The following is a 26,730-nucleotide window of genomic DNA, read 5'->3' as shown; positions in this document are numbered from 1 at the left end:
GTACGTGCGACCGTACTCCCAGGTCCGAGCCCCGACAACCGATTTTTCTCGGGCTCAGAACTGCCCGTCGATCAGCTCGGCGACCACCGACTCGAACGGCGATACCGCCAACGCGCGCCCGTCCAGGGTATGCACGCGGGCTGCCAGCGTGATCGCCGACAGTAGCCAAACACCTTGTGCGGCAAGCAAATCCGACACGGTCACCCGCCGGTACCCACACTCGACACCCCGCGCCGCGGCGGCCGCGAACAGCGCGCGCTGCGTCGTCGACGGCAGGATCGACGACGCGTCCGGCGTCACCAGAACCGGCTCGCCGCCGGAGCCGGAGACCGCCAGCACGACCGCGGACCGCGGCCCTTCGAGCACCGCGCCCGTGGCATCGACGAACACCGCGTCGCCCGCGCCGGCCAGTTCGGCATGCCGCAGCGCGGCCACATTCGCCGCATAGGACAACGATTTCGTAGCAGCCAGCGGCCAGTACGGCCGCACCAGCGTCACCGCTGCCACCCCCTCCCGGCGGGCCGCCGCGACGCGATCCGGCACCGCGGAGATCATCACGAAGGCCACCACACCGTCGACACCGCGTCCGAGCACCAGCCGCAGCACGGCCTCCGCTTCGGGCCACTGACCGACCGCGGCCGACGCGGCCGCCCGCCACCGGACGGCATCGGGACACGGCAGGCCTGCCAGCGCAGCCGACGCCGTCAGCCGCGCCAGATGCTCGTCGAGCAGGAAGACGACGCCGCCACGCACCAACGCCGTTTCGAAGACGCCGTCACCGCGGGAGAACACCGGATCGTCGACGCGGACCGAGGCCCGGCAGCCCTCGACCGGGACGACGATCGGCGGCGGGGTCATGGGCAAAAGGCTAGTCGGAGCCGCACTCACTAGGCTCGAAGGATGAGCGCTGTTCCCGCCCCTGAATCCGGACCCGACGCCGGCGCCGTCTGGCACTACGGCGACCCACTCGGGGAGCAGCGCAGTGCAGCCGTCGACGCCGTCATTGTGGACCGCGGCCACCGCGCGACCATCGAACTCACCGGCCCCGAACGACAGACTTGGCTGCACACCATCTCCAGCCAGCACGTCAGCGCCCAGCCGGAGGGGTCCGTCGTGCAGAACCTCAGCCTGGATCTGCAGGGCCGCGTCGAGGACCACTGGTTGCAGACCGAACTCGGCGGCGTCACCACGCTCGACACCGAGTCGTGGCGCGGGCAGCCGCTCGCCGACTTCCTGCGCAAGATGGTGTTCTGGTCCAAGGTCGAGGTGAACCCCGCCGACCTCGCGGTGCTGTCGCTGCTCGGGCCTGCCGTCAACGCACTCGACCTGCCGACCCCGGACGCCGAGTGGACCGCGGCCCCGCTGCCCGACGGCGGTTTCGTACGCCGTGTCGGGCCGCAGGAGATCGATCTGGTGGTGCCGCGGGCCGATGCCCCGGCATGGCGGCAACGGCTGCTGGACGCGGGCGTCCGGCCCGCCGGGCTGTGGGCCTACGAAGCCCTTCGCGTGGCGGCGCTGCGGCCGCGGCTGGGTGTCGACACCGACGAGCGGACCATCCCACACGAGGTCGGCTGGATCGGCGGGCCGGGCGTCGGCGCCGTGCATCTCGACAAGGGCTGCTACCGCGGCCAGGAGACCGTCGCGCGGGTGCACAATCTGGGCAAGCCGCCCCGCATGCTGGTCCTGCTGCACCTGGACGGCGGCGAAGACCGTCCCGCGACGGGTGATCCGGTGCTCGCCGGCGGCCGGACGGTCGGCCGCCTTGGCACCGTCGCGGACCATGTCGACCTCGGCCCGATCGCGCTGGCGCTGCTCAAGCGTGGCGTGCCCGCGGACACCGAACTGACCACGGGCGGCGAGTCCGAGATGCCCGCCGCGATCGACGCGGATTCGCTGCCGGACGCGGACCAGACCGCCGGTGCGGGCCGGGCTGCGGTGGACCGGCTGCGCGGCGGCGCCCGCTAGGTGCCACCGCGTCCGGTCAGGCCCGAGCGCTGCACTGATTCGCCTCCGACGCCCGGGGAGGGTGGCCTGCCAGCATGAGACCGCCGGGCACGGTAAGCTAGCGGCAGGACAATAAACACACTCAGATCGGAGCCGCCTGCACATCGGGCCGCTCCGTTATTGCGCGAGGGGGTCCCCCATGGGCCGCGGCCGGGCAAAGGCAAAGCAGACCAAGGTTGCTCGAGACCTAAAGTACAGCTCACCGCAGACCGATTTCGGTCGGTTGCAACGGGAGCTGTCGAACGACACCGTTGGTTACAGCACCAGTGCCATCGATAACGACCTGGACGACGACTCGGGCGACGAGCCCGTCGGTCGCTGGGCCGTCCCCGAAGACGACTGGCGTCACTAGACCCCACGTGCGGCCCTGAGATCAGGGCCGCAGGCCCAGCCCCGCGCATGACTCGTCTGGTCAGAAGCGCGGGTGCTGGCCCACCAACTCGGCGCGAACGCTGCTCTTGCCACCCTTGTTCACGGTGCCCAGAGTCCAGCAGTCCAGGTGCCGGGCAGTCAGAATCGCCAGTGCGCGGTCGGTGTCCTCCGGCGCGACGACGGCGACCATGCCGACTCCCATGTTGAACGTCTTCTCCATTTCGGCACGCTCCACGCGGCCGCGCTGAGCGATCATCTGGAACACCGGTGCCGGCGTCCAGGTGCCGCGGTCCAGCTCTGCGGTCAGGCCGTGCGGGATGACGCGTTCCAGGTTGCCTGCCAGTCCACCACCGGTGACGTGGCAGAAGGTGCTCACCTTGGTCTCGGCGGCCAGCGCCAGGCAGTCCTTGGCGTAGATTCTCGTCGGCTCGAGCAGCTCCTCGCCGAGCGTGCGGCCGAACTCCTCGACGTGCGCGGTCAGGTTCATCCGGTCGATGTCGAGCAGGACCTTGCGCGCCAGCGAATAGCCGTTTGAGTGCAGGCCGGTCGCGGCCATGGCGATGATCACGTCACCCGGCTTGACCCGCTCGGGGCCCAGCAGATCGTCGGCCTCGACGACACCGACGCCGGTCGCGGAGATGTCGTAGTGGTCCGGCTCCATCAAGCCCGGGTGCTCGGCGGTCTCGCCGCCCAGCAGGGCACAGCCGGCCTGCACACAGCCCTCGGCGATGCCCGAGACGATCTCGGCCACCCGCTCGGGCACGGTGCGTCCCACGGCGATGTAGTCCTGCAGGAACAGCGGCTCGGCACCGCACACCACGAGGTCGTCGACGACCATCGCGACGAGGTCGATGCCGACGGTGTCGTGCTTGTCCATGGCCTGGGCCACGGCGAGTTTGGTGCCCACACCGTCGGTCGACGAGGCCAACAGTGGCTCGCGGTACCCAGCTTTCAGGCCGAACAGGCCGGCAAAACCTCCGAGGCCGCCCCGGACCTCGGGCCGGGTGGCCTTCTTGGCGTAGGGCTTGAACAATTCGACAGCGCGATCGCCTGCCTCGATGTCAACCCCCGCCGAAGCGTAGGAGGCGCCAATCGATTCAGCTCGCTCATCCTGGCTAGTCATCGGCCCCAAGGCTACCGGTCGCACCCTGGCCGATGCACGTCGCGCCCGGGTGACGGCCGCTGGTCAGGGACGACGCAGGGCTGAGGCGTTGTCGTTGTCGACGGTCAGCGGCAGTCCGGTGCGGGCCGCGGACGCCAACATGTGCTCGACGACGTTCTTGCCGAGGGCAGCTTCACCGGGCAGTTCGATCGGGTAGTCGCCGTCGAAGCAGGCGCTGCACAGCCGGGTGGCGGGCTGTTCGGTGGCGGCGATCATGCCCTGCTTGGAGATGTAGCCCAGGGAGTCGGCGCCGATCGCGTGCCGGACGGCCTCGAGCATCTCGGCTTCGCTCGCCTCGGTGCTCTTGGCGTTGGCGATCAGCTCGGCCGGGGTGGCGAAGTCGATGCCGTAGAAGCACGGCCACTTCACCGGCGGCGATGCGATGCGCACGTGCACCTCGACGGCGCCGGCCTCGCGCAACATGCGGACCAGGGCGCGCTGGGTGTTGCCGCGCACGATCGAGTCGTCGACGACGATCAGCCGCTTGCCGCGGATCACTTCCTTCAGCGGGTTGAGCTTGAGCCGGATACCGAGCTGGCGGATGGTCTGCGACGGCTGGATGAAGGTGCGCCCGACGTAGGCGTTCTTCATCAGGCCCTGACCGAACGGGATGCCCGAGCCCTGCGCGTAGCCGACAGCCGCGGGTACGCCGGATTCCGGGACCCCGATGACCAGGTCGGCGTCGACGGGCTTCTCCTGGGACAGCCGGCGGCCGATCTCGACGCGTGCCGCGTGGACCGAGCGGCCGGCGATGGTGCTGTCCGGGCGGGCCAGGTAGACGTACTCGAAGACGCAGCTCTTGGGCTCGGGGTTGGCGAACCGGGTGGAGCGCACGCCGTCGGCGTCGATGGCCAGCAGTTCACCGGGCTCGATGTCACGGACGAACGAGGCGCCGACGATGTCCAGCGCGGCGGTCTCTGAGGCGACGACCCAGCCGCGGTCCAGCCGGCCGAGGGACAGCGGACGCACGCCGTGCGGGTCGCGTGCGGCGTACAGCGTGTTCTCGTCCATGAAGGTCAGGCAGAACGCACCGCGGACCGTGGGCAGCAGTTCCAGCGCGGACTGTTCCAGGGTCGAGTCGGCGGCGCCGTGGGCCAGCAGGGCGCCCAGGATGTCGGAGTCGGTGGTGGCGGCGACGTGGCCACGCGAGTTGATCAGCCCGGCTGCGCGGGCCCGGGTGGCCAGTTCGGCGGTGTTGACCAGGTTGCCGTTGTGGCCCAGCGCGACGCCGGTGCCGGCCGCGGTGTTGCGGAACACCGGCTGCGCGTTCTCCCACGTGGTGGAGCCGGTGGTCGAGTAGCGACAGTGCCCGACGGCGACGTGGCCGTGCATGGCGGCCAGGGTCTGTTCGTCGAAGACCTGACTCACCAGACCGAGGTCCTTGAACACCAGAATCTGAGACCCGTCAGCGACTGCGATGCCTGCCGCTTCCTGCCCTCTGTGCTGCAGCGCATAAAGGCCGTAGTACGTGAGCTTTGCCACATCCTCACCAGGGGCCCAGACCCCGAATACGCCGCATTCCTCGCGTGGCTCGTTCTCGGTCTGTTCGGTCACAATAGGGCTGCTCCCAGGGAGGCGGTTGGTGACACCACTGAGTCTACGGTCCTGCCGCCCGGTAAACGGAATCGAATTGCCGGTCCGCCTTCGCGTCCCGCTCCACCGGCGCACCGGCCGGGCTCAGATCCGGCTCGGCTCCCGCGCCTCAGCGGGCTTCGCGCATGGCCGTCAGCCGCCTCATCAGCCCACTTCAATCCAGCTGTTTATATGGATTTCATGGCCAGTCAATTTTCGGGGAACACCGGTACCGCCTTTGTCGATTCGGTCACCGCGGAGCCGGCCCGGCCATGGTCCACAGTGACGAAGATCGCATTCAGGTTTTGTTTTCTGTACTTCGGCCTGTTCTGTGTCCTGTTCGCGCAGATCCTCTTCGCCTTCTTCGGGATCGTGGGCGAGTGGCTGCCGAAGCTTGCCGTCATGTGGCAGATGGCCGTGCTGGGCCCGCCGCTGAAATGGGTCGGCCGCGAGGTCTTCGGTGTCGAGGCGGTACTTCACCAGGACTCCGGCAGCGGCGATCAGACCGTGGTCTGGGTGATGGTGTTCGCTCTGGTGGTTGTCGCGGTCGTCGGGACCGCGGTGTGGACCCTGGTCGACCGACTGCGGCCCGACTACGAGCGGCTGTCGGCGTGGTTCCTGACGTTCCTGCGGTTGTGCGTTGCCGGCCAGATGCTGTTCTACGGGTTCGCCAAACTGGTGCCCACCCAGATGCCGTCGCCGCCGCCGAGCGCGTTGCTGCGGTCCTACGGGGACTTCAGCCCGGCGTCGGTGCTGTGGCTGCAGGTGGGCAGTTCCCATCCGTACGAGATGGTGCTCGGCGCCGTCGAGGTGCTGGCCGGGTTGCTGATGTTCCTGCCGCGCACCGCGACCCTGGGGACGCTGCTCGGGCTGGCCAGCATGGCTCAGGTGTTCCTGTTGAACATGACCTTCGATGTGCCGGTCAAGATCCTGTCCGGGCATCTGCTGCTGATGAGCCTGGTGTTGCTCGCCCCGCAGCTGGGCCGGCTGACGAACATGTTTGTCCTGCAACGCCCGTCGGAGCCGGTGAGCCAGCCCGCGCTGTTCAGCTCGGAGCGGGCCAATCGGCGAGCCGCCACCGCGCAGGCCTTGCTGGGTCTGTGGGTGATGGTCGGCTGCATCTTCGGCAGCTGGCAGGCGTGGCACGCCTACGGCGGCGGCAAGGCCAAGCCTGAGCTGTACGGCATCTGGTCGGTCCGGGAGTTCAGTGTGGACGGCAAGCCGGTGCCGCCCTTAGCGACCGATCAGACCCGTTGGCAACGCCTGGTTTTCGAAAAAGACGGCGCACTGACGTACCAGCGGATGAACGGCGAGCTGGTGGACGCCGCCGCCACCGTCAGTTCCGACACCATCAAGGCGACGGAACCCGGCGGTGCCCCGCTGGCCGACCTGAGGGTGTCACGCCCGTCAGCCCAGCAACTGCGGCTGACCGGCACGCTGCGGGGCCGCCCCGTGCTGATCGACCTGGATCAGGTTGACCTCGACCAATTCACCCTGCGCAACCGGGGCTTTCACTGGGTCCAGGAGTACCCGTTCTTCAAGTGAGCGCCACCAGCGGCAACCAGTCGGCGATCTCCGCGGCCCTCGATCCGGACATCTGCAATCCGGCGGCGTCGGCCACCGCGCACAGTCCGGTGGCCAGCAGCAACCAGGTGCGCGGGTCGGTCTCGACCACATTGGGCGGGTTGCCGCGGGTGTGACTGAGCCCCGAAATGCACTGCACCGCAACGAAAGGCGGGACGCGTACCTCGACGCTGGCGCCGGGCGCGACCGCCGCCAGGGTACGCGCCGTCAACCGGACGGCGTCGGCGATCGCGGCCCGCGGAGGCGCTTCGGTTTGCTCGTCGCGCAGCCAGTCGGCGACCAGCAACACCGCAGCCCGGGTCTTGGCCGGGTCGGGCGCCTTACGCCCGGTCATGGTTCAGCCTCGGTGATTTGTGCACGTTTTTCCGCGGCGAGCGCAGATTTTCGTGCACAGATCACTCGTGGGAGAACAGGGCGGGCAGCACGCTCTCGGAGGTGCGCCGCAGCTCGTCCAGCGTGACGCTGAACTGCCCCTGCACCTCGACCGAGTCGCTGCCCGGGTCCACCACACCGATGCGGACGGCCGGCAGCTCGCGGGCCTCGCACATGGCCAGGAAGCGGCTCTCCTCGGTGCGCGGCACCGCGACCAGCACGCGGCCGGCCGACTCGGAGAACAGCTGCACGAACGCATCCGAGTTCTCGGGAAGCAGGACCCGGCAACCGGTTTCGCCCGCCAGGGCAGCCTCGACGACGGCCTGGATCAGACCGCCCTCGGACAGGTCGTGCGCGGCCGAGATCAGGCCGTCGCGCGAACCGGCGGTCAGCACCTCGGAGAGCAGCTGCTCGCGCGCCAGGTCGACCTTGGGCGGCACGCCACCGAGGTGGTCGCCGGTGACCTGGGCCCAGACGGAGCCGTCGAACTCGTCGTGGGTGTCGCCGAGCAGGATCAGCGTCTCGCCCGGCTCCAGCCCGATGCCGGTCGGGATGCGGCGGTGCACGTCGTCGATGACGCCGAGCACGCCCACCACCGGGGTCGGCAGGATCGCGGTGGAGCCGGTCTGGTTGTAGAAGCTGACGTTGCCGCCGGTGACCGGAATGCCAAGGGCCGCACAGCCGTCCGCGAGGCCGCGCACGGCCTGCGAGAACTGCCACATGACGCCCGGGTCCTCCGGCGAACCGAAGTTGAGGCAGTTGGTGACGGCGACCGGGGTGGCGCCGGTGACGGCGACGTTGCGGAAGGCCTCGGCCAGCGCCAGCTGCGCGCCGGTGTACGGGTCCAGCTGGGTGTAGCGGCCCGACGCGTCGGTCGACACCGCGATGCCGCGGCCGGTGGCCTCGTCGATGCGCAGCACGCCGCCATCGGCGTGCTCGGCCAGCACGGTGTTGCCGCGGACGTAGCGGTCGTACTGCTCGGTGATGAACGCCCGGCTGCACAGGTGCGGGCTGCCGATGAGCTGCAGCAGGGTGGCGCGCAGCTCGTCACCGGTCTTCGGCCGGGTCAGCTTGGCGGAGGTGTCCGCGATCAGCGCGTCCTGGGTGTCGGGACGCTGGACGGGCCGGTTGTACACCGGGCCCTCGTGCGCGACGGTGCGCGGCGGCACGTCGACGACGGTCTCGCCGTGCCAGCTGATCTTCAGCCGGTCCCCGTCTGTGACCTCACCGATGACGGTCGCCAGCACGTCCCACTTGCGGCAGACGGCCATGAACGCGTCGACGTTCTCCGGCGTCACGACCGCGCACATGCGCTCCTGCGACTCGCTCGAGAGCACCTCGGCGGGGGTCATGCCCGTCGCGCGCAGCGGCACCTGGTCCAGGTCGATGTGCATGCCGCCGTCGCCGGCGGACGCCAGTTCCGAAGTGGCGCAGGACAATCCAGCGCCACCGAGGTCCTGGATGCCGACCACCAGGTGTGCGGCGTACAGCTCGAGGCAGCACTCGATGAGCACCTTCTCGGTGAACGGGTCGCCCACCTGAACGCTCGGCAGCTTCTTGCGGCCGGCGCCGGACTCGTCGCCGGAGAAGGTGTCCGAGGCCAGCACCGACACACCGCCGATGCCGTCCAGACCCGTGCGGGCACCGAACAGGATGATCTTGTTGCCGGTACCGGAGGCGAAGGCCAGGTGCAGGTCCTCGACGCGCAGCGCGCCGACGCACAGGGCGTTCACCAGCGGGTTGCCGGCGTAGGACGGGTCGAAGATGGTCTCGCCGCCGATGTTCGGCAGGCCGAGCGAGTTGCCGTAGCCGCCGACGCCGCGGACGACGCCGTCGAGCACCCGGCGGGTGTCGGGTGCGTCGGCCGCGCCGAACCGCAGCTGGTCCATCACCGCGACCGGGCGGGCGCCCATGGCCATGATGTCGCGGACGATGCCGCCGACGCCCGTGGCCGCGCCCTGGTAGGGCTCGACGTACGACGGGTGGTTGTGCGACTCGACCTTGAAGGTGACGGCCCAGCCGTCGCCGATGTCGACGACGCCCGCGTTCTCGCCGATACCGGCCAGCATGCCGGCCCGCATCTCGTCGGTGGTGGTCTCCCCGAAGTAGCGCAGATGCACCTTGGAGGACTTGTAGGAGCAGTGCTCACTCCACATCACCGAGTACATCGCCAGCTCGGCGTCGGTGGGCCGACGGCCGAGGATCTCGCGGATGCGCTGGTACTCGTCATCCTTGAGACCGAGCTCGCGATACGGCTGCGGCTGATCGGGCGTGGTAGTCGCGTTATTGACGGTATCGACCGAGGACGTCACGCAGAGAGTCTACCGTTGCCGACCTGGCCCGCCCGCCACGGCGAGCGCCGGCTACTCGGTCCCGCTGACCAGCACCTTGAGCAGTGCGGGACGCCGCAGAATGAGGGCACCCCAGATCAGCAGGCCGAAGGCCACCGCGAAGACCACCGGGAACCAGGCCTGCTCGTGCAGGTCGATGGTCACTGCACCGCCGAGATAGGCCGTCAGCCCGACCGCGCCCAGCACTGCGGTGCGGGGAATCGCCCACGCGATGACGCAGGCCAGCAGCACCCATCCGATGAGGTACGTCTGATAGGGCGGGAAGCCGAGTCCCTCGGTCGCGGTGCGCGCGAACTCCACCCCGAGAATCTTCGGGATGGCATCGGCCAGCAGGAACAACAGGAGGAAGGCGCTCAGCGCAAGGCCGACCTTCTCCGGTGTGGTGCGGCCGGCGAACGCGGACCGTGATTTCGATACATCCTTGGCGCCGGTCATGGCGACTCCGTTCTCGATCGGTGTTTCGACACTATGTCGACTGTCGCGAGCGCGGAGATTCATCGCGACCGCACTCACAGCCCGCAGCTAAGTAGCGCCAACGCCCGGCTTATCCAGCAGATTTAGCGTGGCCGAATGAGACTCCAACTCGGTATCAACCGAGCCACGATCGCGGTGTTTGCCGTGGTCGCGGCCTTGGTGTGTATCTGTGCCGGCGCGATCGTCGTCGCGTCCAAGGCGTGGCATGCCGCGTCTGAGCCGTATGTGTCGACCAGTGTCGAGCTGGTCGACGACAGTCAGGGTCCGTAAGCCGTCAGGCCGCGCCGGCGATGCAGAAGGCGTTGCCCTCCGGGTCGGCCAGCACCACCCAGCGGGCCACCTCGCCGAACGCGTGCCGCTCGGTCTCGCTCGCGCCGGCAGCCTTGAGCCGCTCGATCTCGGGCTCGATGTCGCCCTCGAGATGGAAGTCCAGGTGCAGCCGGTTCTTGCCGGGCGTCGGATCGTCGACCTGCTGGAAGCCCAGGTTCGGGCCTTCGGCGAAGTTGACGACGAAGAACTCCTCCGGCATCAGCGTGTGCACCTTGCCGCCGAACTGCGCGGCCCACCAGTCGGCCAGGGCCTGCGCGTCGGTGCAGTCGAACGTGACCATCTCCACTTTGAGTGCCATGGCCGCGACTCTAGGTCAGGCCGGTGACAGAAACGCCTGCAGCGCAGCGGCATAGGCCGGCACGTCGAGAGCGCCCATCACCTCGCGGGCCGAATGCATCGCCAGCTGCGCGGCGCCGACGTCGACCGTCGGGATGCCGGTACGCGCGGCGGTCATCGGACCGATCGTGGATCCGCATGGCAGGTCGGCGCGGTGCTCGTACCGCTGCAGCGGCACCCCGGCCTGGGCGCAGGCCAGTGCGAACGCCGCGGCGGTCCGGCCGTCGGTGGCGTACCGCAGGTTGGGCTGCACCTTCAGCACCGGACCGGCGTTGACCTCGATGAGGTGGCCCGGTTCGTGCCGCTCGGGGTAGTTGGGGTGGGTGGCGTGCGCCATGTCGCCGGAGGCCACCATCGACCCGGCCAGCCGGCGCAGCAGATCTTCCCGCGTCCCGCCGGCGGCCAGCACGATGCGTTCCAGCACCGTCAGCAGCAGGTCGGACTGTGCGCCGTGATCGGACGTCGACCCGACCTCTTCGTGGTCGAACAGCGCGAGCACCGGAACGTATGCGGCAGCCGGGGCGGCCAGGAACGCCTCCAGCCCGGCGTAGCAGGTGCCCTGGTTGTCCAGCCGGGGTGCGCTGATGAGTTCGCTGTCGACACCGATCAGCCGCGACGGCGTCAGGTCGTGGGTCATCAGGTCGGCGGCCAGCACGTCCGCGCCCGCCACGCCCGCGCGCTCGGCGACATAGCCGACAAAGTCGCGGGTGCCTGTCCCGACGCCCCACACCGCGTTGACGTGCCGCTGCGGATCGAGGCTGACGCCCTTGCGGTCGTCGGACAGGTGGATGGCCAGCTGCGGCACCCGCAGGATCGGGTCGTCGATCCGGACCAGCACGTCCTCGACCGCGTTGCCGCGCCGCACCGAAAGCCGGCCGCTGATGCCGAGGTCGCGGTCCAGCCAGGAGTTCAGCCAGGCGCCGCCGTACGGCTCCAGCGCCACCACCTGCCAGCCGCTGACGAACCGGTCCGGGTGCTGCTTGACCCGCAGGTTGGGGCTGTCGGTGTGGCCGCCGACGATGCGGAACGGGTTCGGTGCGTCCGTCGTCTGCCACGCCACCAGGGAGCCGGCCCGCACCGTGAAGTAGTTACCTGGGGTGGCGGGCCAGGCGTCGCTCTCGGCGAGTTCGGTGAAGCCGGCGGCGGTCAGACGCGCGGCCACCGTGGCGCACACGTGGAACGGCGAGGGCGACGCGTCGATGAACCCGCAGAGGCCCGCGGCAGTAGCTCCGGTCATGAGGCCATCATCACCCGGAAATCCGCGACGCTTGCCGCTAGGGTCGAATTCGTGCGTCCGCCTAGATCGCAACCGGTCACCAGTCCCCTGACATCCGCGGCGATCTTCCTCATCGCCACCATCAACGACGGCGCCGAGTCCGCGGTCAACGACGCGCTGTCCGGCTTGTCCGGTCTGGGCCGGGCCGTCGGATTTCGTACACCGGCAAGCGCTTTGACGGTGGTGACGTCGATCGGCTCGGACGCGTGGGACCGCTTGTTCTCGGGGCCGCGCCCGGCCGGCCTGCATCGGTTCCCTGAATTGCAGGGCGCGCGGCATCACGCCCCGTCGACGCCGGGCGATCTGCTGTTCCACATCCGGGCCAACTCCATGGACGTGTGTTTCGAGATGGCCGGCCAGATTCTGAAGTCGCTCGACGGCGCCGTCACGGTGGTCGACGAGGTGCACGGGTTCAAGTTCTACGAGAACCGCGACCTGCTCGGGTTCGTCGACGGCACCGAGAATCCCGACGGGCCGGACGCCGTGGCGGCCGTGCAGATCGGCGACGAGGATCCCGAATTCGCCGGTGGCAGTTACGTTCACATTCAGAAGTACCTGCACGACATGTCGTCGTGGGACTCACTCAGTGTCGCCGAGCAGGAGCGGGTGATCGGCCGCAGCAAGCTCGATGACATCGAGATGGCCGACGACGTGAAACCCGCGAATTCCCATCTGGCACTTAACGTCATCACCGATGACGACGGTAACCAGTTGCAGATTCTGCGGGCCAACATGCCCTTCGGCCGGGTCGGCTCCGCCGAGTTCGGCACGTATTACATCGCGTATTCGGCCGATCCCGAGGTCACCGAGCGGATGCTGCGGAACATGTTCATCGGCGACCCACCGGGCAACACCGACCGCATCCTGGATTTCTCCACCGCCGTCACCGGTGCGCTGTTCTTCACGCCCACAACGGATTTCCTCGACTCTCCCCCGCCGCTACCGGCGACACCCGCAGTACCCGAGCACGTCAGCCCCTTGTCCATCGGCAGTCTGAAAGGTCAACCGCAATGAACAACCTGTACCGCGAACTGGCTCCCGTCACCTCCGCCGCCTGGGCGCAGATCGAAGAGGAAGCCGCGCGGACGTTCAAGCGGCACATCGCCGGTCGCCGCGTCGTCGACGTGAGCGGCCCGAACGGCCCGACAGCCGCCGCCGTCGGCACCGGCCATCTGGTGGACGTCGCCTCGCCGGCCGAGGGCGTCCAGGCGCACCTGCGCGAGTCCCGGCCGCTGGTGCGGCTGCGCGTGCCGTTCACGGTGTCGCGCACGGCAATCGACGACGTCGAGCGCGGCGCGCAGGACTCCGACTGGGATCCAGTCAAGGACGCCGCCAAGAAGCTGGCCTTCGCCGAGGACCGCGCGATCTTCGAGGGCTACGCGGACGCACAGATCGAAGGCATCCGCGCCTCCGGTTCCAACCCGGCGCTGGCATTGCCTAGTGATCCGCGCGGCTACCCCGACGTGATCTCGCAGGCGTTGTCGGAGCTCCGGCTGGCCGGTGTGGACGGGCCGTACTCGGTGCTGCTGTCGGCGGAGGCCTACACCAAGGTCACCGAGACCACCGAGCATGGCTACCCGCTGCTGGAGCACCTGAACCGGCTGGTGGACGGCGAGATCATCTGGGCACCCGCCATCGACGGCGCGTTCGTATTGTCCACGCGCGGCGGCGATTTCGATCTGCAACTGGGCACCGACGTGACCATCGGATACCTGTCCCACGATGCCGATTCGGTGCAGCTGTACCTGCAGGAGACGCTGACGTTCCTGTGCTACACCGCCGAGGCGTCGGTCGCGCTCGACAGCTGAGCTGTCAGGCGCTCAGGACCGCGTCGAGCGCCGAGAAGAAGATGCCGAGCCCGTCGTCCGACGGGCCGGTGAGGGCCTCGGTGGCGTGCTCGGGATGCGGCATCAGGCCGACGACGCGGCCGTTGGCCGAGCTGACCCCGGCGATCGAGCGCATCGAGCCGTTCATGTTGTCCCGGTAGCGGAACACCACGCGGCCTTCGCCCTCGAGTTCGTCGAGCACGGCCTCCGAAGCGACATACCGGCCTTCGCCCGACTTGAGCGGGATCAGGATGTCGGCGCCGGCTTCGTAGCGGCTGCTCCACGCGGTCGAGGTCGCGGTCACTTCGAGCCACACGTCGCGGCAGATGAAGTGCAGGCCCTCGTTGCGGGTCAGCGCGCCCGGCAACAGCCCGGCCTCGCACAACACCTGGAAGCCGTTGCAGATGCCCAGCACGGGCATGCCCTTGCCGGCGGCTTCGACGACCGAGGTCATCACGGGCGCGAACTTGGCGATGGCGCCGCAGCGCAGGTAGTCGCCGTAGGAGAAACCACCGGGGACGATGACGGCGTCGACGCCCTTGAGGTCGGGATCGGCGTGCCAGAGGTTGACGGCCTCGCCGCCGACGGCGCGCACCGCGCGCTCGGCATCGACGTCGTCGAGCGTGCCGGGGAAGGTGATGACACCGACCTTGGTGGTCACGCGTCCTCCCGGTGCACCGAGAAGTCCTCGATGACGGTGTTGGCCAGCAGCGTCTCGGCGACGTGCTCCAGCGTCTCGTCGGACACGGTGTCGTCGACCTCGAGCTCGAACCGCTTGCCCTGCCGGACATCGGACACTCCGGTGATTCCGAGGCGCCCCAGCGCTCCGACAATCGCCTGGCCTTGCGGGTCCAGGATCTCGGCCTTGGGCATCACGTGCACAACGACGCGGGCCACGCGCGCTCCTTTGTTCGGGTCGGATTGCTCGCGCTTACTCTACCGGCGCCGGGAAAAGCCGCGATGCCGCCCGAGTGCCGCCAGAATGGACTGATGGAGCTGACGCACTTCGGACATTCCTGCCTGCTGGCCCGATTCACCGATGGCGACGCGGAAGCGACGGTGCTGTTCGACCCGGGCACCTTCTCGCACGGGTTCGAGGGCATCACGGGACTGGACGCCATCCTGATCACCCATCAGCACCCCGACCATGCCGACCCGGCGCGCCTGCCCGCCCTGGTCGAGGCGAATCCGCAGGCCAAGCTGTACGCCGACCCGATGACCGCGGCGCAGCTGGGCGGGCCGTGGCAGGCGGTGCAGGTCGGCGACACTCTGTCGATCGGTCACCTGACGGTGCGGGGCGCGGGCGGCAAGCACGCCGTGATCCACCCGGAGCTCCCGATCATCGACAACATCTCGTATCTGGTCGGTGACGCTGGTCACGCTGCCCGCCTGATGCATCCGGGCGACGCGTTGTTCGTCCCGGATGAGCCGGTCGAGGTGCTCGCCGCACCGGCCGCCGCGCCGTGGATGAAGATCGCCGAGGCCGTGGACTTCCTGCGGGCCGTCGCGCCGCAGCACGCGGTGCCGATCCATCAGGGCGTCGTCGCCGAACAGGCCAAGGGCATCTACTACGGCCGGCTCGACGAGATGACCGACACGGACTTCCGGGTGCTGACGCCCGAGCAGGAGACGCGGTTCTGAGCACGCGGCGGTTCCTGGTCTGGTGGCCCCTGGTGGGGTTCACCGCGACGATCGTGCTGGGCCTGGCCGTGAGGTCAGGTGACTCGGGCCTGGACCGCTGGTTCGTGGAGACGTCGCAGGAACTACTCGGCAAGCACCCGTACTGGATGCTGGCGCTGAACCGGGTCCGGGTGCTCGTGCCGCTCTACCTGCTCGCGATCGGCATCCCGCTGTGGCGGCGCGAGTGGCGGCTGGCCACCGTGGCCGCGCTGTGCCCGCTCATCTCGATCATCGGCGCGAAGGTGCTCAAGGTGCTGTTCGGCCGGCCTTGGTACGGCGAGAATCTGGCGTATCCCAGCGGCCACACCACGGTGGCGATCACCGTCGCGGCCATGCTGTTGCTCGCGATCGGGATTCACCCGTGGAGTGTCACGCTCGCCGTGATCGGTGCCGCCATCCCCTCGATTGGCATGGCCAGCAACGACTTCCACTACTTCACCGACATCATCGGTGGTGCGTTCTATGCCACGTCCATGGTGTGCCTGGCGGTGTTGGCCGCCGGCCCGCAGGCCCTGCACCATTCGCGAACCAGGGGCGCCTCCCACTGGCGAAGTGGGAGTGTTCGGCGGTAAGCCTCAGCCCACGGCGCGGGCGGCAGCACGTCCGGCGGCCCGGCCCGAGAAGATGCAGCCCCCGAGGAAGGTGCCTTCCAGCGCCCGGTAGCCGTGCACCCCGCCGCCACCGAACCCGGCAGCTTCACCGGCGGCGTACAACCCGTCGAGCACCGCACCCTCCGGCGTCAGCACCCGCGAATCGAGGTCGGTGTGCAAGCCACCCAACGACTTTCGGGTCAGGATGTGCAGCTTCACCGCGATCATCGGGCCGGCCTTGGGATCGGTCAGCTTGTGCGGGCCGGCAATCCGCGCCAGCCGGTCGGGCAGATACGAGCGTGCCGCCCGGTAGGCGACGGTCTGGCCGTCGCTGGTGAGCTTGCTGGTCATCTCCTTGTCGCGGGCGGTGACCTCGGCTTCGACGCATCCGTAGTCCAGCGGCACCACGTCGGGCACGTTGTTCATCGCAGTCACCAAGTCCCGCAACGTCTTCGCCGACACGAAGTCCACGCCCTTGTCGACGAACGCCCGGACCGGGGCGGGGCCGCCATTTCGGCTGCGGGCCAGCACTTCCCGCAGGTTCTTGCCGGTGAGGTCGGGATTCTGCTCCTGGCCGGACAGCCCGAACTCCTTGGCGATGATGCTCTGGTCGAGCACGAACCAGGTGTAGTCGTAACCGGTTTGGCAGATGTGTTCCAGCGTGCCCAGGGTGTCGTAGCCCGGGTACAGCGGGTCGGGCAGGCGCTTGCCGGTGGCGTCCAGCCACAGCGACGACGGGCCGGGCAGGATGCGGATGCCGTGCAGCGGCCACACCGGGTCGTAGTTGGTGATGCCCTCGGTGTAGTGCCACATCCGGTCGTTGTTGATGACGCTCGCGCCGGCGGCTTCACTGATGCCGAGCATGCGACCGTCGACGTGCGCGGGGACGCCCGACAGCAGCTGGCCGGGCACCCGGCCCATGCGCTTGGGCCAGTTCTGCCGCACCAGATCGTGGTTGCCGCCGATGCCGCCGCTGGCGACGATCACCGCCTGCGCCCGGAACTCGAACTCCCCCACGGTGTTACGCGACGACGCTTCGCCGCGGGCAGTGGTCGACGGCTCCAGTACCGCGCCGCGCACGCCGGTGACGACGCCACCGTCGACGATGAGCTCATCGACTCGATGCCGGTGCGCGAACTTCACCTTGGGATGCCCGACGACCCGGCGGGCGAAGACGTCGACCAGCGCCGGACCGGTGCCCCAGGTGATGTGGAAGCGCGGCACCGAGTTGCCCGGTCCCTTGCCGTCCCAGCCGCCGCGCTCGGCCCAGCCGACCAGGGCGAAGGTCTGCAGTCCGCGCTCGCGCAGCCAGCTGCGCTTCTCCCCGGACGCGAAGTCGACGTAGGCCCGTGCCCACTGCTCGGGCCAGTGATCCTCGCTGCGGTCGAATCCTGCTGTGCGCAGCCAATCTTCCAGCGCCCGCTCGTAGCTGTCGCGGATTCCGACGCGCCGCTGCTCGGCGCTGTCGACGAAGAACAAGCCCCCGAACGACCAGAACGCCTGGCCACCGATGTTGGCCTCGTTCTCCTGGTCGACAATCAGCACCGACCGGCCGCGCTCCAGCAGTTCAGCTGCGGCGACCAATCCGGCGAGCCCGGCCCCCACGACGATGACGTCAGCGTCCATGGGGCCACGCTAGCGCCCCGGCCTTCAGGCCGCGTCGGTTAGTGCCGGGTCCGCCACCCACTCGTAGGCCGCGGGGCCGCAGCGGTGCATGAGAGAAAGATCGATGGCGTCGAGCATGGCCTGCCGCGGACCGATCCGCCGCAGCTGGGCGGCCGCCACGGCCAGCCGGACGGTGCCGCCGCGCCGGGCTGTGCGTTCGGCGGCCAGCACCAGGGTGCGACACCACCAGGGCTCGGTGAGGAAGCCTTCGCCGATGCCGAGGACCCGAGCCCGCAGGGTCGTCGACCGCACCAGATCGGTCATGCCGCTGTCTCCGGCCAGCAGCCGGAAACCGTTGCGCGGCAGGGCCATCACGGTGCCCTGCGACGCCGTCCAGCCGGGTGCCGCAAACAACCGGGTGCGCAGGCCGAGGTGTTCGAGCACCCGGTCGGCGCCCATGAGCCGCAGGTTCGCTTCGTGGGCAGGCAGCGCGGCGAATTCGCCGCGGCGCTTCTTGCTGGCCGCTTCGTCGAATCCGTGCAGGACGACAGAGGCACCTGCTGCGCGTTGTTTGGTCAACCACTCGACGGTCGGAATGTCGCGATCCAGCCGGTAGCCGCCCTTGAGCCGCGGGGCGACCAGCAGCGATGCGGGAATCTGGCGTGCGTCGAGTTCGCTACAGAAGTCGGCGACATCGCCCAGCGTGCGGTCCCGGATGCCCGAGATCGAGACGATCAATTGGCCAGCCATGTAAGCAGTGTGGCAACTCCAGGTGTCTCGATGGTTGCCGTGACATTGGTGCCACCTGAACAGTTCCCGCTACCGCGAGCGGGACGTTTCAGCCGGAGAAGAGGATTCGGGCGAGGCGCTCGGCGGTGTCGACGGGGTCGGTGTCGGCGACCGTGCCGTTGAGCGTCAGCAGCGCGAAGCCGTGCACCAGCGACCAGGCGGCCAGCGCCGAGCCCTCGGGGTCACGCTGTGCGTTGGGATCGGTGAGGGTCGCGACGCCGCCCGTGAGTTCGGCCGCCGCCTCGTCCTCGGCGGCACGCAGGGCTGGGTCGGCCGGGTCGTACAGCATCTTGTCGAACATGACGGCGTAGTGGCCGGGGTGGTCGAGGGCGAATTGCACGTACACCCGTGCGGCGTAGGCAAATTCAGGCTTGGCGTCAGCAAGTGCTGCGGCCAGTAGCGTGAAGCCCTCGGTCGCCAGCGCGGTGAACAATCCGCGCCGATCGGTGAAGTGATGGGCGGGCGCCGCGTGCGATACCCCGGCCGCGCGGGCCAGCTCGCGCAGCGAGATGCCGTCGGCGCCGCGTTCGGCGACGAGCGCGGCCGCCTGCGCCAGGATGACGACCCTCAGGTCGCCATGGTGGTAGCTGCCCTTGGCCATATCGACATCCTATCTTGACAGCGACTAGTTCAGCGCTATCCTCAATCTAGACACCGACTAGATGAGGGAGGCGCAGTTCGTGGCCGTACTTCTTGCTCTCGTTCTGGGCAGCCTGGGCGCCCGCACTGTGGGCTGGCTCGGGGTTGCCTACGTCAACAGCTGGCCGAGCGCCATCGCGGTCGGCCTGGCGCTGATGTTCGTCATGACGGGGATCGCGCATTTCGTTCCCGGCATGCGCGGCGACATGATCGCGATCGTCCCGCCGCGGCTGCCGTCGCCAGAGCTGCTGGTGACGGTCACGGGCGTGCTCGAACTGCTCGGCGCGGCCGGCCTGCTGTACCCGCCCACCCGCGTCGCCGCGGCCATCTGCCTGTTCCTGTTGATGCTGGCCATGTTTCCCGCCAACATCTATGCCGCGCAGATGCCCGATACCCCGCCTTCGATGGCATCGAACCTAAGCGTGCGCTCCGTCGAGGAGGTCATCTACCTGGCCGCTGCCATATTTGTCGCGGTCCGCGGTGGCTAGCACCCACGCGTATTGGAACGCCGCTTCCTTCCACCGCTCATAGCGCCCGCTGGTGCCACCGTGTCCGGCGGCCATCTCGGTCTTGAGCAGGACGGGATGGTCGTCGGTCTTGGTGCTACGCAGGGCGGCAACCCATTTGGCCGGTTCGACGTAGTAGACCCGGGTGTCGTTCAGCGACGTCATCGCAAGAATCGCCGGATACTCCTGCGCCGTCACGTTCTCGTACGGCGTGTAGGACTTCATGTACTCGTAAACGTCCTTGTCCGCCAACGGATTGCCCCACTCGTCCCATTCGGTGACGGTGAGCGGCAGCGACGGATCGAGGATGGTGGTGAGCGCGTCGACGAACGGCACCTGCGCCAGAATCCCGGCGAACAACTGCGGCGCCATGTTGGCCACCGCACCCATCAGCAGACCGCCGGCGCTACCGCCGAGGGCCACCAGGTTCTCCGGCCGGGTGACCCCGGTGGCGATCAGATGCTCTGCGGCACTGATGAAGTCGGTGAAGGTGTTCTTCTTCTGCAGCAGCTTGCCGTGCTCGTACCAGCCACGGCCAAGCTCGCCACCGCCACGCACGTGGGCGATGACGAACACCACGCCACGGTCCAGCAGCGACAGCCGCGCGATCGAGAAGCGCGGGTCCTCGCAGGACTCGTAGGCGCCGTAGCCGTACAGCAGCGCCGGCGCCGGGGTCGGCGCACCGGCCCGCTGGATGACCGACAGCGGCACCTTCGTGCCGTCGGGCGCGACGGCCCAATCCCGGCGCTCCAGGTAGTCCGCCGGCCGGTAGTCGCCGAGAACCGGCTGCTCGCGCAGGAGGATTCGCTCGCCGGTGGCCAGGTCCAGGTCATAGATCCGCACCGGGATGACGAACGACGTCGCCCCCACCCGCAGCCGCGGCGACGACCAGTTCGGGTTGCCCGACAGGCCTACCGACATCAACTCCGACTCGAAGGTGATCTCCTGAGGATCGCCGTAGTTGCCGTCGGAATCCAAGGGCCACAGCTGGATTCGCGGCAGAGCTTCGCTGCGGTAGCTGATCACCAACTGGTCGGCGAAGGCATCGACACCGTCCAGGCGGACGTCGTCGCGGTGCTCGATCAGCGTCCGGGCGTTCGTCAGGCCGGCCAGCGGGGCATCGGAAACCGGCACATCTACCAGCGTGAAGTTCTCCGCGCCGTCGTTGTGCAGGATCAGGAACCGGTCCTCGCCGCCGATCACCGCGTGCTCGACCGAGTACTCCACAGAGTCCTTGCGCGGCAACACCACTGCGAACTCGGCTTTGGCGTCGCCCGCGTCGGCGTACCGCACCTCGGAGGTGACGGCGCTGCCCGCGGCGATGAAGACGTACTTGTCGCTGCGGGTGCGGCCGACCCCGACCCAGAACCGTTCGTCGGATTCGTGGTGCACCTTCTCGCCGGGCAGCCCGGAACCCAGCCGGTGCCGCCACACGGTGTCCGGACGCCAGGCGTCATCGACCGTGACGTAGTACAGCGTGCGGTTGTCGGCCGCCCAGGTACCACCGGCGCCGATGCCGGTGATCCGGTCGTCGTACAGCTCGCCGGTACGTAAGTCCTTGAACTTCAACGTGTATCGCTCGTCACCGACGGTGTCGACGGAGTACGCCAGGATGTTGGCGTCGACGCTGACGGTGGCCGCGCCGAGCGAGAAGAAGTCGTGGCCCTCGGCCTCGACATTCTCGTCCAGCAACACCTGTTCGCCGGGGACCTCGGTGTGCTCATCGAGCTGCGGCGGCGTCCAGTCGTCGGGATCGCTGATGGGGCAACGGCAGTGGACGCTGTACTGCTTGCCCTCGAAGCTGCGCGCGTAGTACCACCAGTCGCCGCGGCGCGTCGGCACCGAGAGGTCGGTCTCCTTGGTGCGGGCCTTGATCTCGTCGAAGATCTTCTGCCGCAACGGCTCCAGCGGCGCGGTGATCTCCTCGGTGTAGGCGTTCTCCGCATTCAGGAGCGCGAGCACCTCGGGATCGTTCTTGTCCCGCATCCACTCGTACGGGTCGATGAACACGTCGCCGTGGTGCTCGCGGCGGTGTTCGACCTTCTTGGCGACGGGAGGCTGGCTCATGCGCCGATCCAGTCGGCGAAGCGGCGACCCGAAATCCGTTCGTACGCTTCGATGTACCGCGCCCGAGTCGCCTCGACGATGTCGTCGGGCAACGCCGGTGGCGGGGTGTCACCGGCGCGGTCCCAGCCGGAGTCCGGCCCGGTCAGCCAGTTGCGGACGAACTGCTTGTCGAAGCTGGGCTGCACCACGCCTTCGGTATAGCCGTCGACCGGCCAGTACCGGGACGAGTCCGGCGTCAGCACCTCGTCGGCCAGCACCAGAGTGCCGTCGGCGTCGATCCCGAACTCGAACTTGGTGTCCGCCAAGATGATTCCCTTGGTGAGCGCGTGCGCGGCGGCGGCGCTGTAGACCTTCAGGGTCTCGTCGCGCAGCTGCTCGGCCCGCTCGGTACCCACCAGCTTCTCGACGGCGTCGAACGCGATGTTCTCGTCGTGCGCACCGATCTCCGCCTTGGTCGCCGGCGTGAACAGCGGCTCGGCGAAGGGGCTGGCCTCGGTCAGCCCCGCGGGCAGGGCAATACCGCACACCTGCCCCGTCTTGCGGTAGTCGATGAGCCCCGAACCGGTGAGGTATCCGCGCGCCACGCACTCGACCGGCATCATCTCCAGGCTGCGCACCACCAGGGCGCGGCCCAGCACCTCGGCGGGGATGCGCTCGTCGTCGGCCGGGCCGGCGAGGTGGTTGGCGGTGCCCAGCTGCTCGGCCAGGTAGTCGAAGAAGAAGACGCTCATGGCGGTCAGGACCCGGCCCTTGTCCGGAATCTCGCTGTCGAGCACGTAGTCGAACGCCGAAATCCGGTCTGACGCGACGAACAGCAGGTGGTCGTCGTCGATGCGGTACAGGTCGCGAACCTTACCGCTGGTCAGATGCCGGTAGTCGGACAAAGCTGGGCGCATCGGACCACCCTATCTGTTGGGATAGCTGGTATGAGTTCGCGCTACGTGCCCTACGCCCGGACGCCGGGCCGGTTGCTCGCCCAGCTGACCAGCGACGTCGTCGCGCTGGTGTGGTTCGTCATCTGGATCTCGGTCGGCGTCGCGGTGCACAGCGCCATCGCCACCATCGCCGACGTCGGGCGTCAGGTGCACGACGGCGCCGGCGGCGTCGCCGACAGCCTGGCCTCTGCCGGCCACAACGCCGACGGGATTCCCCTGATCGGGAAGGCCTTCGGGGGTCCGTTGCGATCGGCCGGCAGCGCCGCCGTCGACATCGCGGGCGCCGGTGACAGCCTGAACAGCACGGCCAGCTGGCTGGCGTGGGTGCTGGCGCTGGCGGTGGCGTTGCCGCCGATCCTGGCCGTGGCGATGCCGTGGCTGGTGCTGCGGATCCGGTTCTTCCGGCGCAAGTGGACGGCGGTGACGTTGGCCTCGACCGACGCCGGCGAACAGCTGCTGGCGTTGCGGGCGCTGGCCAACCGGCCGTTGGCCAAGCTCACCGAGGTCTCCGACGACCCGGTGACCGCCTGGCGCACCCACGACACCATCGCGATCCGGAAATTGGCAGCGCTGGAGCTGCGGTCCGCGGGCCTGCGCCCGGCGCGCCCCGAATCTCGGTGACTGTTGCCGCGTTTCCACTTGCCTAGCAGCTGAGTCGTTGCTTCACTGGAAGGCGGTCGGCCAATATATTCGGGACGTCTCTGGATGATCGCTCCAGCAGCGTGGGCGCCGCCGGACCGCGACGTCCTGCCCTGCTGATTCCTGCCCAACTCCATTGCTTCAGCAGTTCGTACCCATCAATTTCGATGTTCGCGCCATCCAACTGAAGTTTGGCGACGAATACCCGAATGAATGCCTGGCTGGTCCGGCGAACCACGCTGCCCCCGCTTACGTGTTCTGAACATCGCATCGCGTAGGGACCGTCGCTGTGGCCGGCCCGACAGATGTGTACGTGACAGCACTCCACATCCACTGCCGGGAAGGAAAAGCCATGGCAGACAAACTCAAACCGCACTTCGCGGACGTCCAAGCTCACTACGACCTGTCCGACGACTTCTTCAGGCTCTTCCTGGACCCCAGCCAGACCTACAGCTGCGCATACTTCGAGCGCGACGACATGACACTCGAACAAGCACAGATGGCGAAAATCGACCTGGCGCTGGGCAAGCTGGGCCTGGCCCCCGGGATGACGCTGCTCGACGTCGGCTGCGGCTGGGGCGCCACCATGCGCCGCGCCATCGAAAAGTACGACGTCAACGTCGTCGGCCTGACACTGTCCAAAAATCAAGCCGCCCACGTCCAACAACTCTTCGACAACATGGACACCACCCGCTCCCGCCACGTCCTGCTCGAAGGCTGGGAACAATACGACGGAACAGTCGACCGGATCGTCTCCATCGGCGCATTCGAACACTTCGGCCACGACCGCTACCCAGCGTTCTTCCAGATGGCCTACAACGCCCTCCCACCCGACGGCATCATGCTGCTGCACTCCATCTGTGGCTTCGACCCACGCCAGGCTGCGGAACTCGGTATTCCGATCACCTTCGAGCTGGCTCGATTCATCAAATTCATCACCACGGAGATCTTCCCGGGCGGCCGGCTGCCGTCCACCGCGATGGTGGAAGAGCACGCCACCGCAGCCGGATTCAACGTGACCCGGGTCCAATCGCTGCAACCGCACTACGCGAAAACACTCGACCTCTGGGCCGAAGCCCTGGAAGCCCACCGCGACGAAGCCATCGCAGTGCAATCGGTCGAGGTCTACGACCGATACATGAAATACCTGACCGGGTGCGCAAAGGGTTTCCGGCTGCGCCAAGTCGATGTCGACCAATTCACCCTGGAGAAGTAAACAGATTCATGTCCAATGGTTCCAATGATGAAATGCGACCACACTTCGAGGAAATCCAAGCCCACTACGACCTGTCCGACGATTTTTTCGCCCTGTTCCAGGACCCGACGCGAACCTACAGTTGTGCCTATTTCGAACCATCGACGCTGACACTTGAGCAGGCGCAGATCGCGAAGATCGACCTGAACCTCGACAAGCTCGATCTCAAACCAGGTATGACGTTGTTGGACATCGGATGCGGCTGGGGCGCCACCGCCAAACGCGCGGTCGAGAAGTATGACGTAAACGTCATCGGACTCACGTTGTCGAAGAACCAGCAGGCCTTCACTCAGCAGCTCCTCGACGATATCGATTCGCCGCGGAGCCGCCGCGTGCTACTGCGTGGTTGGGAGCAGTTCAACGACCCCGTCGACCGGATCGTGTCCATCGAAGCCTTCGAACATTTCGGTTTCGAACGTTATCCGGATTTCTTCAAGAACTGCCATGAAATTCTGCCCGACGACGGTCGCATGACCATTCAGAGCAGCGTCGGCTATCACCCGTATGAGTTGCATGCCGATGGCAAGAAGGTCACCTTCGAGACGGCCCGATTCATCAAATTCATCGTCACGGAGATCTTCCCGGGTGGGCGAATTCCGACGACGAACATGATGGTCGAGCACGGTGAGCACGCAGGATTTACCGACATCGAGACCCTGTCCCTGCGGCCGCATTACATCCGCACCCTCAACATCTGGGGAAACGCACTCGAGTCGAACCACGACAAAGCCGTCGAAGTGCAATCTGAAGAGGTCTACCAGCGCTTCATGAAGTACCTGCGCGGCTGCGAACGCTACTTCACCGAAGGCCTGCTGGACGTCACTCTCGCCGCGTACCGCAAGGACGCGACCTAGGACCGACTCCCTCGCGGGTCCGCACCGTGACTCCCGAGGGAGTCCGGACCGGCCCACTGTTCCCGGAACAGCATGCGCGTGCGAACTGACGGGTTGCCGACGGTGCCGAGTACGCGCAGCCCCAGGCTCGCGATCGTCGGCACCCCGACCAACTTGTGGAACCACCGGCCGCGCCGATACTCCGTACCCCACGCCTCCTCCACCCGCTGGGCGTAGTTGGTGAAATCTCACGCTGCGGGTCGCAGGAGTGATTCGGAACCAAGGGCGGCCCGGATGGGTGCGGCAGCGAATTCGGTGTCTTCGGGTACACGAATCTGGCAGCTTCCTCCCGTCAGTCGAATCACGTTGGCGGACAACCCTCATTCCATCTGCCCGCAGACCTATCCAAAAGCGTCAGGGTTCCGAATCAGTAAACAAAGAACAAACCACGGCGGCAGTCGTCCGCACAAAGGAGACCCGGATGCAACACCCTCGCTATCGACACATCGCGGCCGCAGGCATGTCGATCGTCGCCGTCATCGGCTTATCAGCGTGTTCGGACGCCAGCACCAAGTCGGCACCCTCGGCTGCGCCAAGTACAAACATGGCGTCGATGCCAAGTGCTGCCACGGCAGTGACATCGGCTCCGCCCGTCACGGCACTCGTGGGCACCGGTTGCCAGGCCTACGCACAGCAGGTTCCCGCCGGGCCGGGTTCGGTCGCCGGGATGGGGTTACACCCGGTCGCGACGGCTGCCTCCGACAATCCGATGTTGACCACGCTCACGGCGGCTCTGTCGGGCAAACTGAACCCGAACGTCAACCTGGTCGCGACTCTGAACAGTGGCGAATACACCGTTTTCGCGCCCACCGATGATGCCTTCAAGAAGCTGCCGGCAGCGACCCTGGATTCACTCAAAACGGACTCCGCCACCCTGACCAAAATCCTCACGTATCACGTTGTGCAAGGCCAACTCTCGCCCGCGGCGGTGGGCGGGAACCACACGACCCTCGAGAGCTCGCCGGTGCGCGTTACCGGCGACGGCGCAGATCTGAAAGTCAATGACGCGGCGCTGGTATGCGGCGGAATCAAGACCGCGAATGCGACGGTGTACATGATCGACTCGGTCCTGATGCCGCCGACCTGACGGAAGCACGACGCGATCCGGCGCTGGGGCAGCCGGAGTCGAAGCCGTCAGATCGACATCCGCTGCAGTTCAACGTTTTTCATAACCCACTAAATCCAGGCCAACGGCCCGGAAGGAACATCATGGCGCAGAAACTTCAACCGCATTTCGCGGACGTTCAAGCTCACTACGACCTGTCCGACGACTTCTTCAGACTGTTCCTGGACCCCAGCCAGACCTACAGCTGCGCATACTTCGAGCGCGACGACATGACACTCGAACAAGCGCAGATGGCGAAAATCGACCTGGCGCTGGGCAAGCTGGGCCTGGCCCCCGGGATGACGCTGCTCGACGTCGGCTGCGGCTGGGGCGCCACCATGCGCCGCGCCATCGAAAAGTACGACGTC

28 protein-coding genes and 1 pseudogene are annotated in these 26,730 nt (G+C 67.7%); 14 read left to right on the top strand and 15 right to left on the bottom strand.

Features of this window, described 5'->3' with window-relative positions; translation table 11 throughout:
* Window positions 1-54 precede the first annotated feature (54 nt).
* Window positions 55-858 carry an aminodeoxychorismate lyase gene (locus tag TL10_RS25980; RefSeq protein WP_082068092.1) on the bottom strand — a complete coding sequence of 268 codons (804 nt, stop codon included), beginning with the start codon at window positions 856-858 and terminating at the stop codon, window positions 55-57.
* A gap of 42 nt (window positions 859-900) precedes the next feature.
* On the opposite strand from TL10_RS25980, the gene ygfZ reads away from it, so the two are divergent.
* The gene (gene ygfZ, locus TL10_RS25975) at window positions 901-1,965 is read left to right on the top strand and encodes a CAF17-like 4Fe-4S cluster assembly/insertion protein YgfZ (protein ID WP_043987926.1); all 1,065 of its coding nucleotides are present in this window, start codon (window positions 901-903) and stop codon (window positions 1,963-1,965) included.
* A gap of 178 nt (window positions 1,966-2,143) precedes the next feature.
* Window positions 2,144-2,356, top strand: coding sequence for a DUF3073 domain-containing protein (locus TL10_RS25970; protein WP_043390391.1), 213 nt, complete (start codon window positions 2,144-2,146; stop codon window positions 2,354-2,356).
* 60 nt (window positions 2,357-2,416) lie between these two features.
* Here the strand turns inward: TL10_RS25970 and purM are convergent, their stop codons facing one another.
* Together purM and purF are read right to left on the bottom strand one after the other, a co-directional pair.
* Complete coding sequence (gene purM, locus TL10_RS25965; protein ID WP_043390389.1) at window positions 2,417-3,499, bottom strand: phosphoribosylformylglycinamidine cyclo-ligase; 1,083 nt, start codon at window positions 3,497-3,499, stop codon at window positions 2,417-2,419.
* 63 nt (window positions 3,500-3,562) lie between these two features.
* The gene (gene purF / locus TL10_RS25960; RefSeq protein WP_043390895.1) at window positions 3,563-5,095 is read right to left on the bottom strand and encodes an amidophosphoribosyltransferase; all 1,533 of its coding nucleotides are present in this window, start codon (window positions 5,093-5,095) and stop codon (window positions 3,563-3,565) included.
* 216 nt (window positions 5,096-5,311) lie between these two features.
* On the opposite strand from purF, the gene TL10_RS25955 reads away from it, so the two are divergent.
* A complete protein-coding gene (locus tag TL10_RS25955) occupies window positions 5,312-6,655 on the top strand; it encodes a DoxX family protein (RefSeq protein WP_234711543.1) in 1,344 nt (447 codons plus the stop codon).
* Here TL10_RS25955 and TL10_RS25950 read toward each other — a convergent pair.
* The 3 genes from TL10_RS25950 to TL10_RS25940 all read right to left on the bottom strand — a co-directional run bounded on the left by TL10_RS25950 (window position 6,648) and on the right by TL10_RS25940 (window position 9,852).
* A complete protein-coding gene (locus TL10_RS25950) occupies window positions 6,648-7,028 on the bottom strand; it encodes a sterol carrier family protein (RefSeq protein WP_043987925.1) in 381 nt (126 codons plus the stop codon). The genes TL10_RS25955 and TL10_RS25950 overlap by 8 nt on opposite strands.
* A gap of 61 nt (window positions 7,029-7,089) precedes the next feature.
* A complete protein-coding gene (purL, locus tag TL10_RS25945; protein ID WP_043390386.1) occupies window positions 7,090-9,378 on the bottom strand; it encodes a phosphoribosylformylglycinamidine synthase subunit PurL in 2,289 nt (762 codons plus the stop codon).
* Between the two features lie 51 nt (window positions 9,379-9,429).
* Window positions 9,430-9,852, bottom strand: a complete 423-nt coding sequence (locus tag TL10_RS25940; RefSeq protein WP_043987924.1) for a DoxX family protein — start codon at window positions 9,850-9,852, stop codon at window positions 9,430-9,432.
* A gap of 135 nt (window positions 9,853-9,987) precedes the next feature.
* Here TL10_RS25940 and TL10_RS31340 point away from each other — a divergent pair, with 135 nt between their 5' ends.
* Complete coding sequence (locus TL10_RS31340; protein WP_157850395.1) at window positions 9,988-10,161, top strand: hypothetical protein; 174 nt, start codon at window positions 9,988-9,990, stop codon at window positions 10,159-10,161.
* Between the two features lie 4 nt (window positions 10,162-10,165).
* On the opposite strand, the gene TL10_RS25935 is transcribed toward TL10_RS31340, so the two are convergent.
* Both TL10_RS25935 and TL10_RS25930 read right to left on the bottom strand, forming a co-directional pair.
* Window positions 10,166-10,519, bottom strand: a complete 354-nt coding sequence (locus TL10_RS25935; RefSeq protein ID WP_043987923.1) for a VOC family protein — start codon at window positions 10,517-10,519, stop codon at window positions 10,166-10,168.
* Window positions 10,520-10,534: 15 nt separating this feature from the next.
* Complete coding sequence (locus TL10_RS25930; RefSeq protein ID WP_082068091.1) at window positions 10,535-11,794, bottom strand: M18 family aminopeptidase; 1,260 nt, start codon at window positions 11,792-11,794, stop codon at window positions 10,535-10,537.
* Window positions 11,795-11,845: 51 nt separating this feature from the next.
* Here TL10_RS25930 and TL10_RS25925 point away from each other — a divergent pair, with 51 nt between their 5' ends.
* The gene (locus TL10_RS25925) at window positions 11,846-12,847 is read left to right on the top strand and encodes a Dyp-type peroxidase (RefSeq protein WP_043987921.1); all 1,002 of its coding nucleotides are present in this window, start codon (window positions 11,846-11,848) and stop codon (window positions 12,845-12,847) included.
* Entirely contained in the window at window positions 12,844-13,641 is a 798-nt protein-coding gene (locus TL10_RS25920) for a family 1 encapsulin nanocompartment shell protein (RefSeq protein WP_043987920.1), read from the top strand. The genes TL10_RS25925 and TL10_RS25920 overlap by 4 nt, the downstream gene beginning before the upstream one ends.
* A 4-nt stretch (window positions 13,642-13,645) precedes the next feature.
* On the opposite strand, the gene purQ is transcribed toward TL10_RS25920, so the two are convergent.
* Window positions 13,646-14,320, bottom strand: coding sequence for a phosphoribosylformylglycinamidine synthase subunit PurQ (purQ, locus tag TL10_RS25915; RefSeq protein ID WP_043390372.1), 675 nt, complete (start codon window positions 14,318-14,320; stop codon window positions 13,646-13,648).
* A complete protein-coding gene (purS, locus tag TL10_RS25910; RefSeq protein ID WP_043390368.1) occupies window positions 14,317-14,556 on the bottom strand; it encodes a phosphoribosylformylglycinamidine synthase subunit PurS in 240 nt (79 codons plus the stop codon). The genes purQ and purS overlap by 4 nt, the downstream gene beginning before the upstream one ends.
* A 93-nt stretch (window positions 14,557-14,649) precedes the next feature.
* On the opposite strand from purS, the gene TL10_RS25905 reads away from it, so the two are divergent.
* Both TL10_RS25905 and TL10_RS25900 read left to right on the top strand, forming a co-directional pair.
* Entirely contained in the window at window positions 14,650-15,300 is a 651-nt protein-coding gene (locus TL10_RS25905) for an MBL fold metallo-hydrolase (protein ID WP_043987939.1), read from the top strand.
* Window positions 15,301-15,332: 32 nt separating this feature from the next.
* Window positions 15,333-15,911 (top strand): phosphatase PAP2 family protein, encoded by a 579-nt coding sequence (locus TL10_RS25900; RefSeq protein ID WP_051954457.1) that lies wholly within the window; start codon window positions 15,333-15,335, stop codon window positions 15,909-15,911.
* A gap of 3 nt (window positions 15,912-15,914) precedes the next feature.
* Here TL10_RS25900 and TL10_RS25895 read toward each other — a convergent pair whose 3' ends face one another.
* From TL10_RS25895 to TL10_RS25885, 3 genes are all read right to left on the bottom strand, one after another.
* A complete protein-coding gene (locus TL10_RS25895) occupies window positions 15,915-17,555 on the bottom strand; it encodes an FAD-binding dehydrogenase (RefSeq protein ID WP_043987919.1) in 1,641 nt (546 codons plus the stop codon).
* A gap of 24 nt (window positions 17,556-17,579) precedes the next feature.
* Window positions 17,580-18,284, bottom strand: coding sequence for a DUF2334 domain-containing protein (locus tag TL10_RS25890; protein WP_043987918.1), 705 nt, complete (start codon window positions 18,282-18,284; stop codon window positions 17,580-17,582).
* A gap of 88 nt (window positions 18,285-18,372) precedes the next feature.
* Window positions 18,373-18,924 carry a TetR/AcrR family transcriptional regulator gene (locus TL10_RS25885; RefSeq protein WP_043987917.1) on the bottom strand — a complete coding sequence of 184 codons (552 nt, stop codon included), beginning with the start codon at window positions 18,922-18,924 and terminating at the stop codon, window positions 18,373-18,375.
* Between the two features lie 79 nt (window positions 18,925-19,003).
* Between TL10_RS25885 and TL10_RS25880 the strand changes: the two genes are divergently transcribed.
* A complete protein-coding gene (locus tag TL10_RS25880; protein ID WP_043987938.1) occupies window positions 19,004-19,450 on the top strand; it encodes a DoxX family protein in 447 nt (148 codons plus the stop codon).
* On the opposite strand, the gene TL10_RS25875 is transcribed toward TL10_RS25880, so the two are convergent.
* Complete coding sequence (locus TL10_RS25875; RefSeq protein WP_043987916.1) at window positions 19,379-21,535, bottom strand: S9 family peptidase; 2,157 nt, start codon at window positions 21,533-21,535, stop codon at window positions 19,379-19,381. The two genes, TL10_RS25880 and TL10_RS25875, sit on opposite strands and share 72 nt — an antisense overlap.
* The gene (locus TL10_RS25870) at window positions 21,532-22,431 is read right to left on the bottom strand and encodes a phosphoribosylaminoimidazolesuccinocarboxamide synthase (protein WP_043987915.1); all 900 of its coding nucleotides are present in this window, start codon (window positions 22,429-22,431) and stop codon (window positions 21,532-21,534) included. The genes TL10_RS25875 and TL10_RS25870 overlap by 4 nt, the downstream gene beginning before the upstream one ends.
* A 30-nt stretch (window positions 22,432-22,461) precedes the next feature.
* Here TL10_RS25870 and TL10_RS25865 point away from each other — a divergent pair, with 30 nt between their 5' ends.
* From TL10_RS25865 to cmaA1, 5 genes and pseudogenes are all read left to right on the top strand, one after another.
* The gene (locus TL10_RS25865) at window positions 22,462-23,091 is read left to right on the top strand and encodes a hypothetical protein (protein WP_043987914.1); all 630 of its coding nucleotides are present in this window, start codon (window positions 22,462-22,464) and stop codon (window positions 23,089-23,091) included.
* Between the two features lie 370 nt (window positions 23,092-23,461).
* Complete coding sequence (locus TL10_RS25860) at window positions 23,462-24,325, top strand: cyclopropane mycolic acid synthase family methyltransferase (RefSeq protein WP_043987913.1); 864 nt, start codon at window positions 23,462-23,464, stop codon at window positions 24,323-24,325.
* 8 nt (window positions 24,326-24,333) lie between these two features.
* On the top strand, window positions 24,334-25,218 hold the full coding sequence (locus TL10_RS25855) for a cyclopropane mycolic acid synthase family methyltransferase (RefSeq protein WP_043987912.1): 885 nt from the start codon (window positions 24,334-24,336) through the stop codon (window positions 25,216-25,218).
* A gap of 460 nt (window positions 25,219-25,678) precedes the next feature.
* The gene (locus TL10_RS25845; protein ID WP_043401026.1) at window positions 25,679-26,344 is read left to right on the top strand and encodes a fasciclin domain-containing protein; all 666 of its coding nucleotides are present in this window, start codon (window positions 25,679-25,681) and stop codon (window positions 26,342-26,344) included.
* 122 nt (window positions 26,345-26,466) lie between these two features.
* Window positions 26,467-26,730, top strand: a pseudogene (cmaA1, locus tag TL10_RS25840) (cyclopropane mycolic acid synthase CmaA1); the annotation flags it as partial.

The organism is Mycolicibacterium llatzerense (assembly GCF_000878195.1).
In the GTDB taxonomy this organism is placed as follows: Bacteria; Actinomycetota; Actinomycetes; order Mycobacteriales; family Mycobacteriaceae; genus Mycobacterium; species Mycobacterium llatzerense.
The sequence above is the reverse complement of the archived record's forward strand: the minus strand, read 5'-3'. Positions and strand labels throughout refer to the sequence as shown.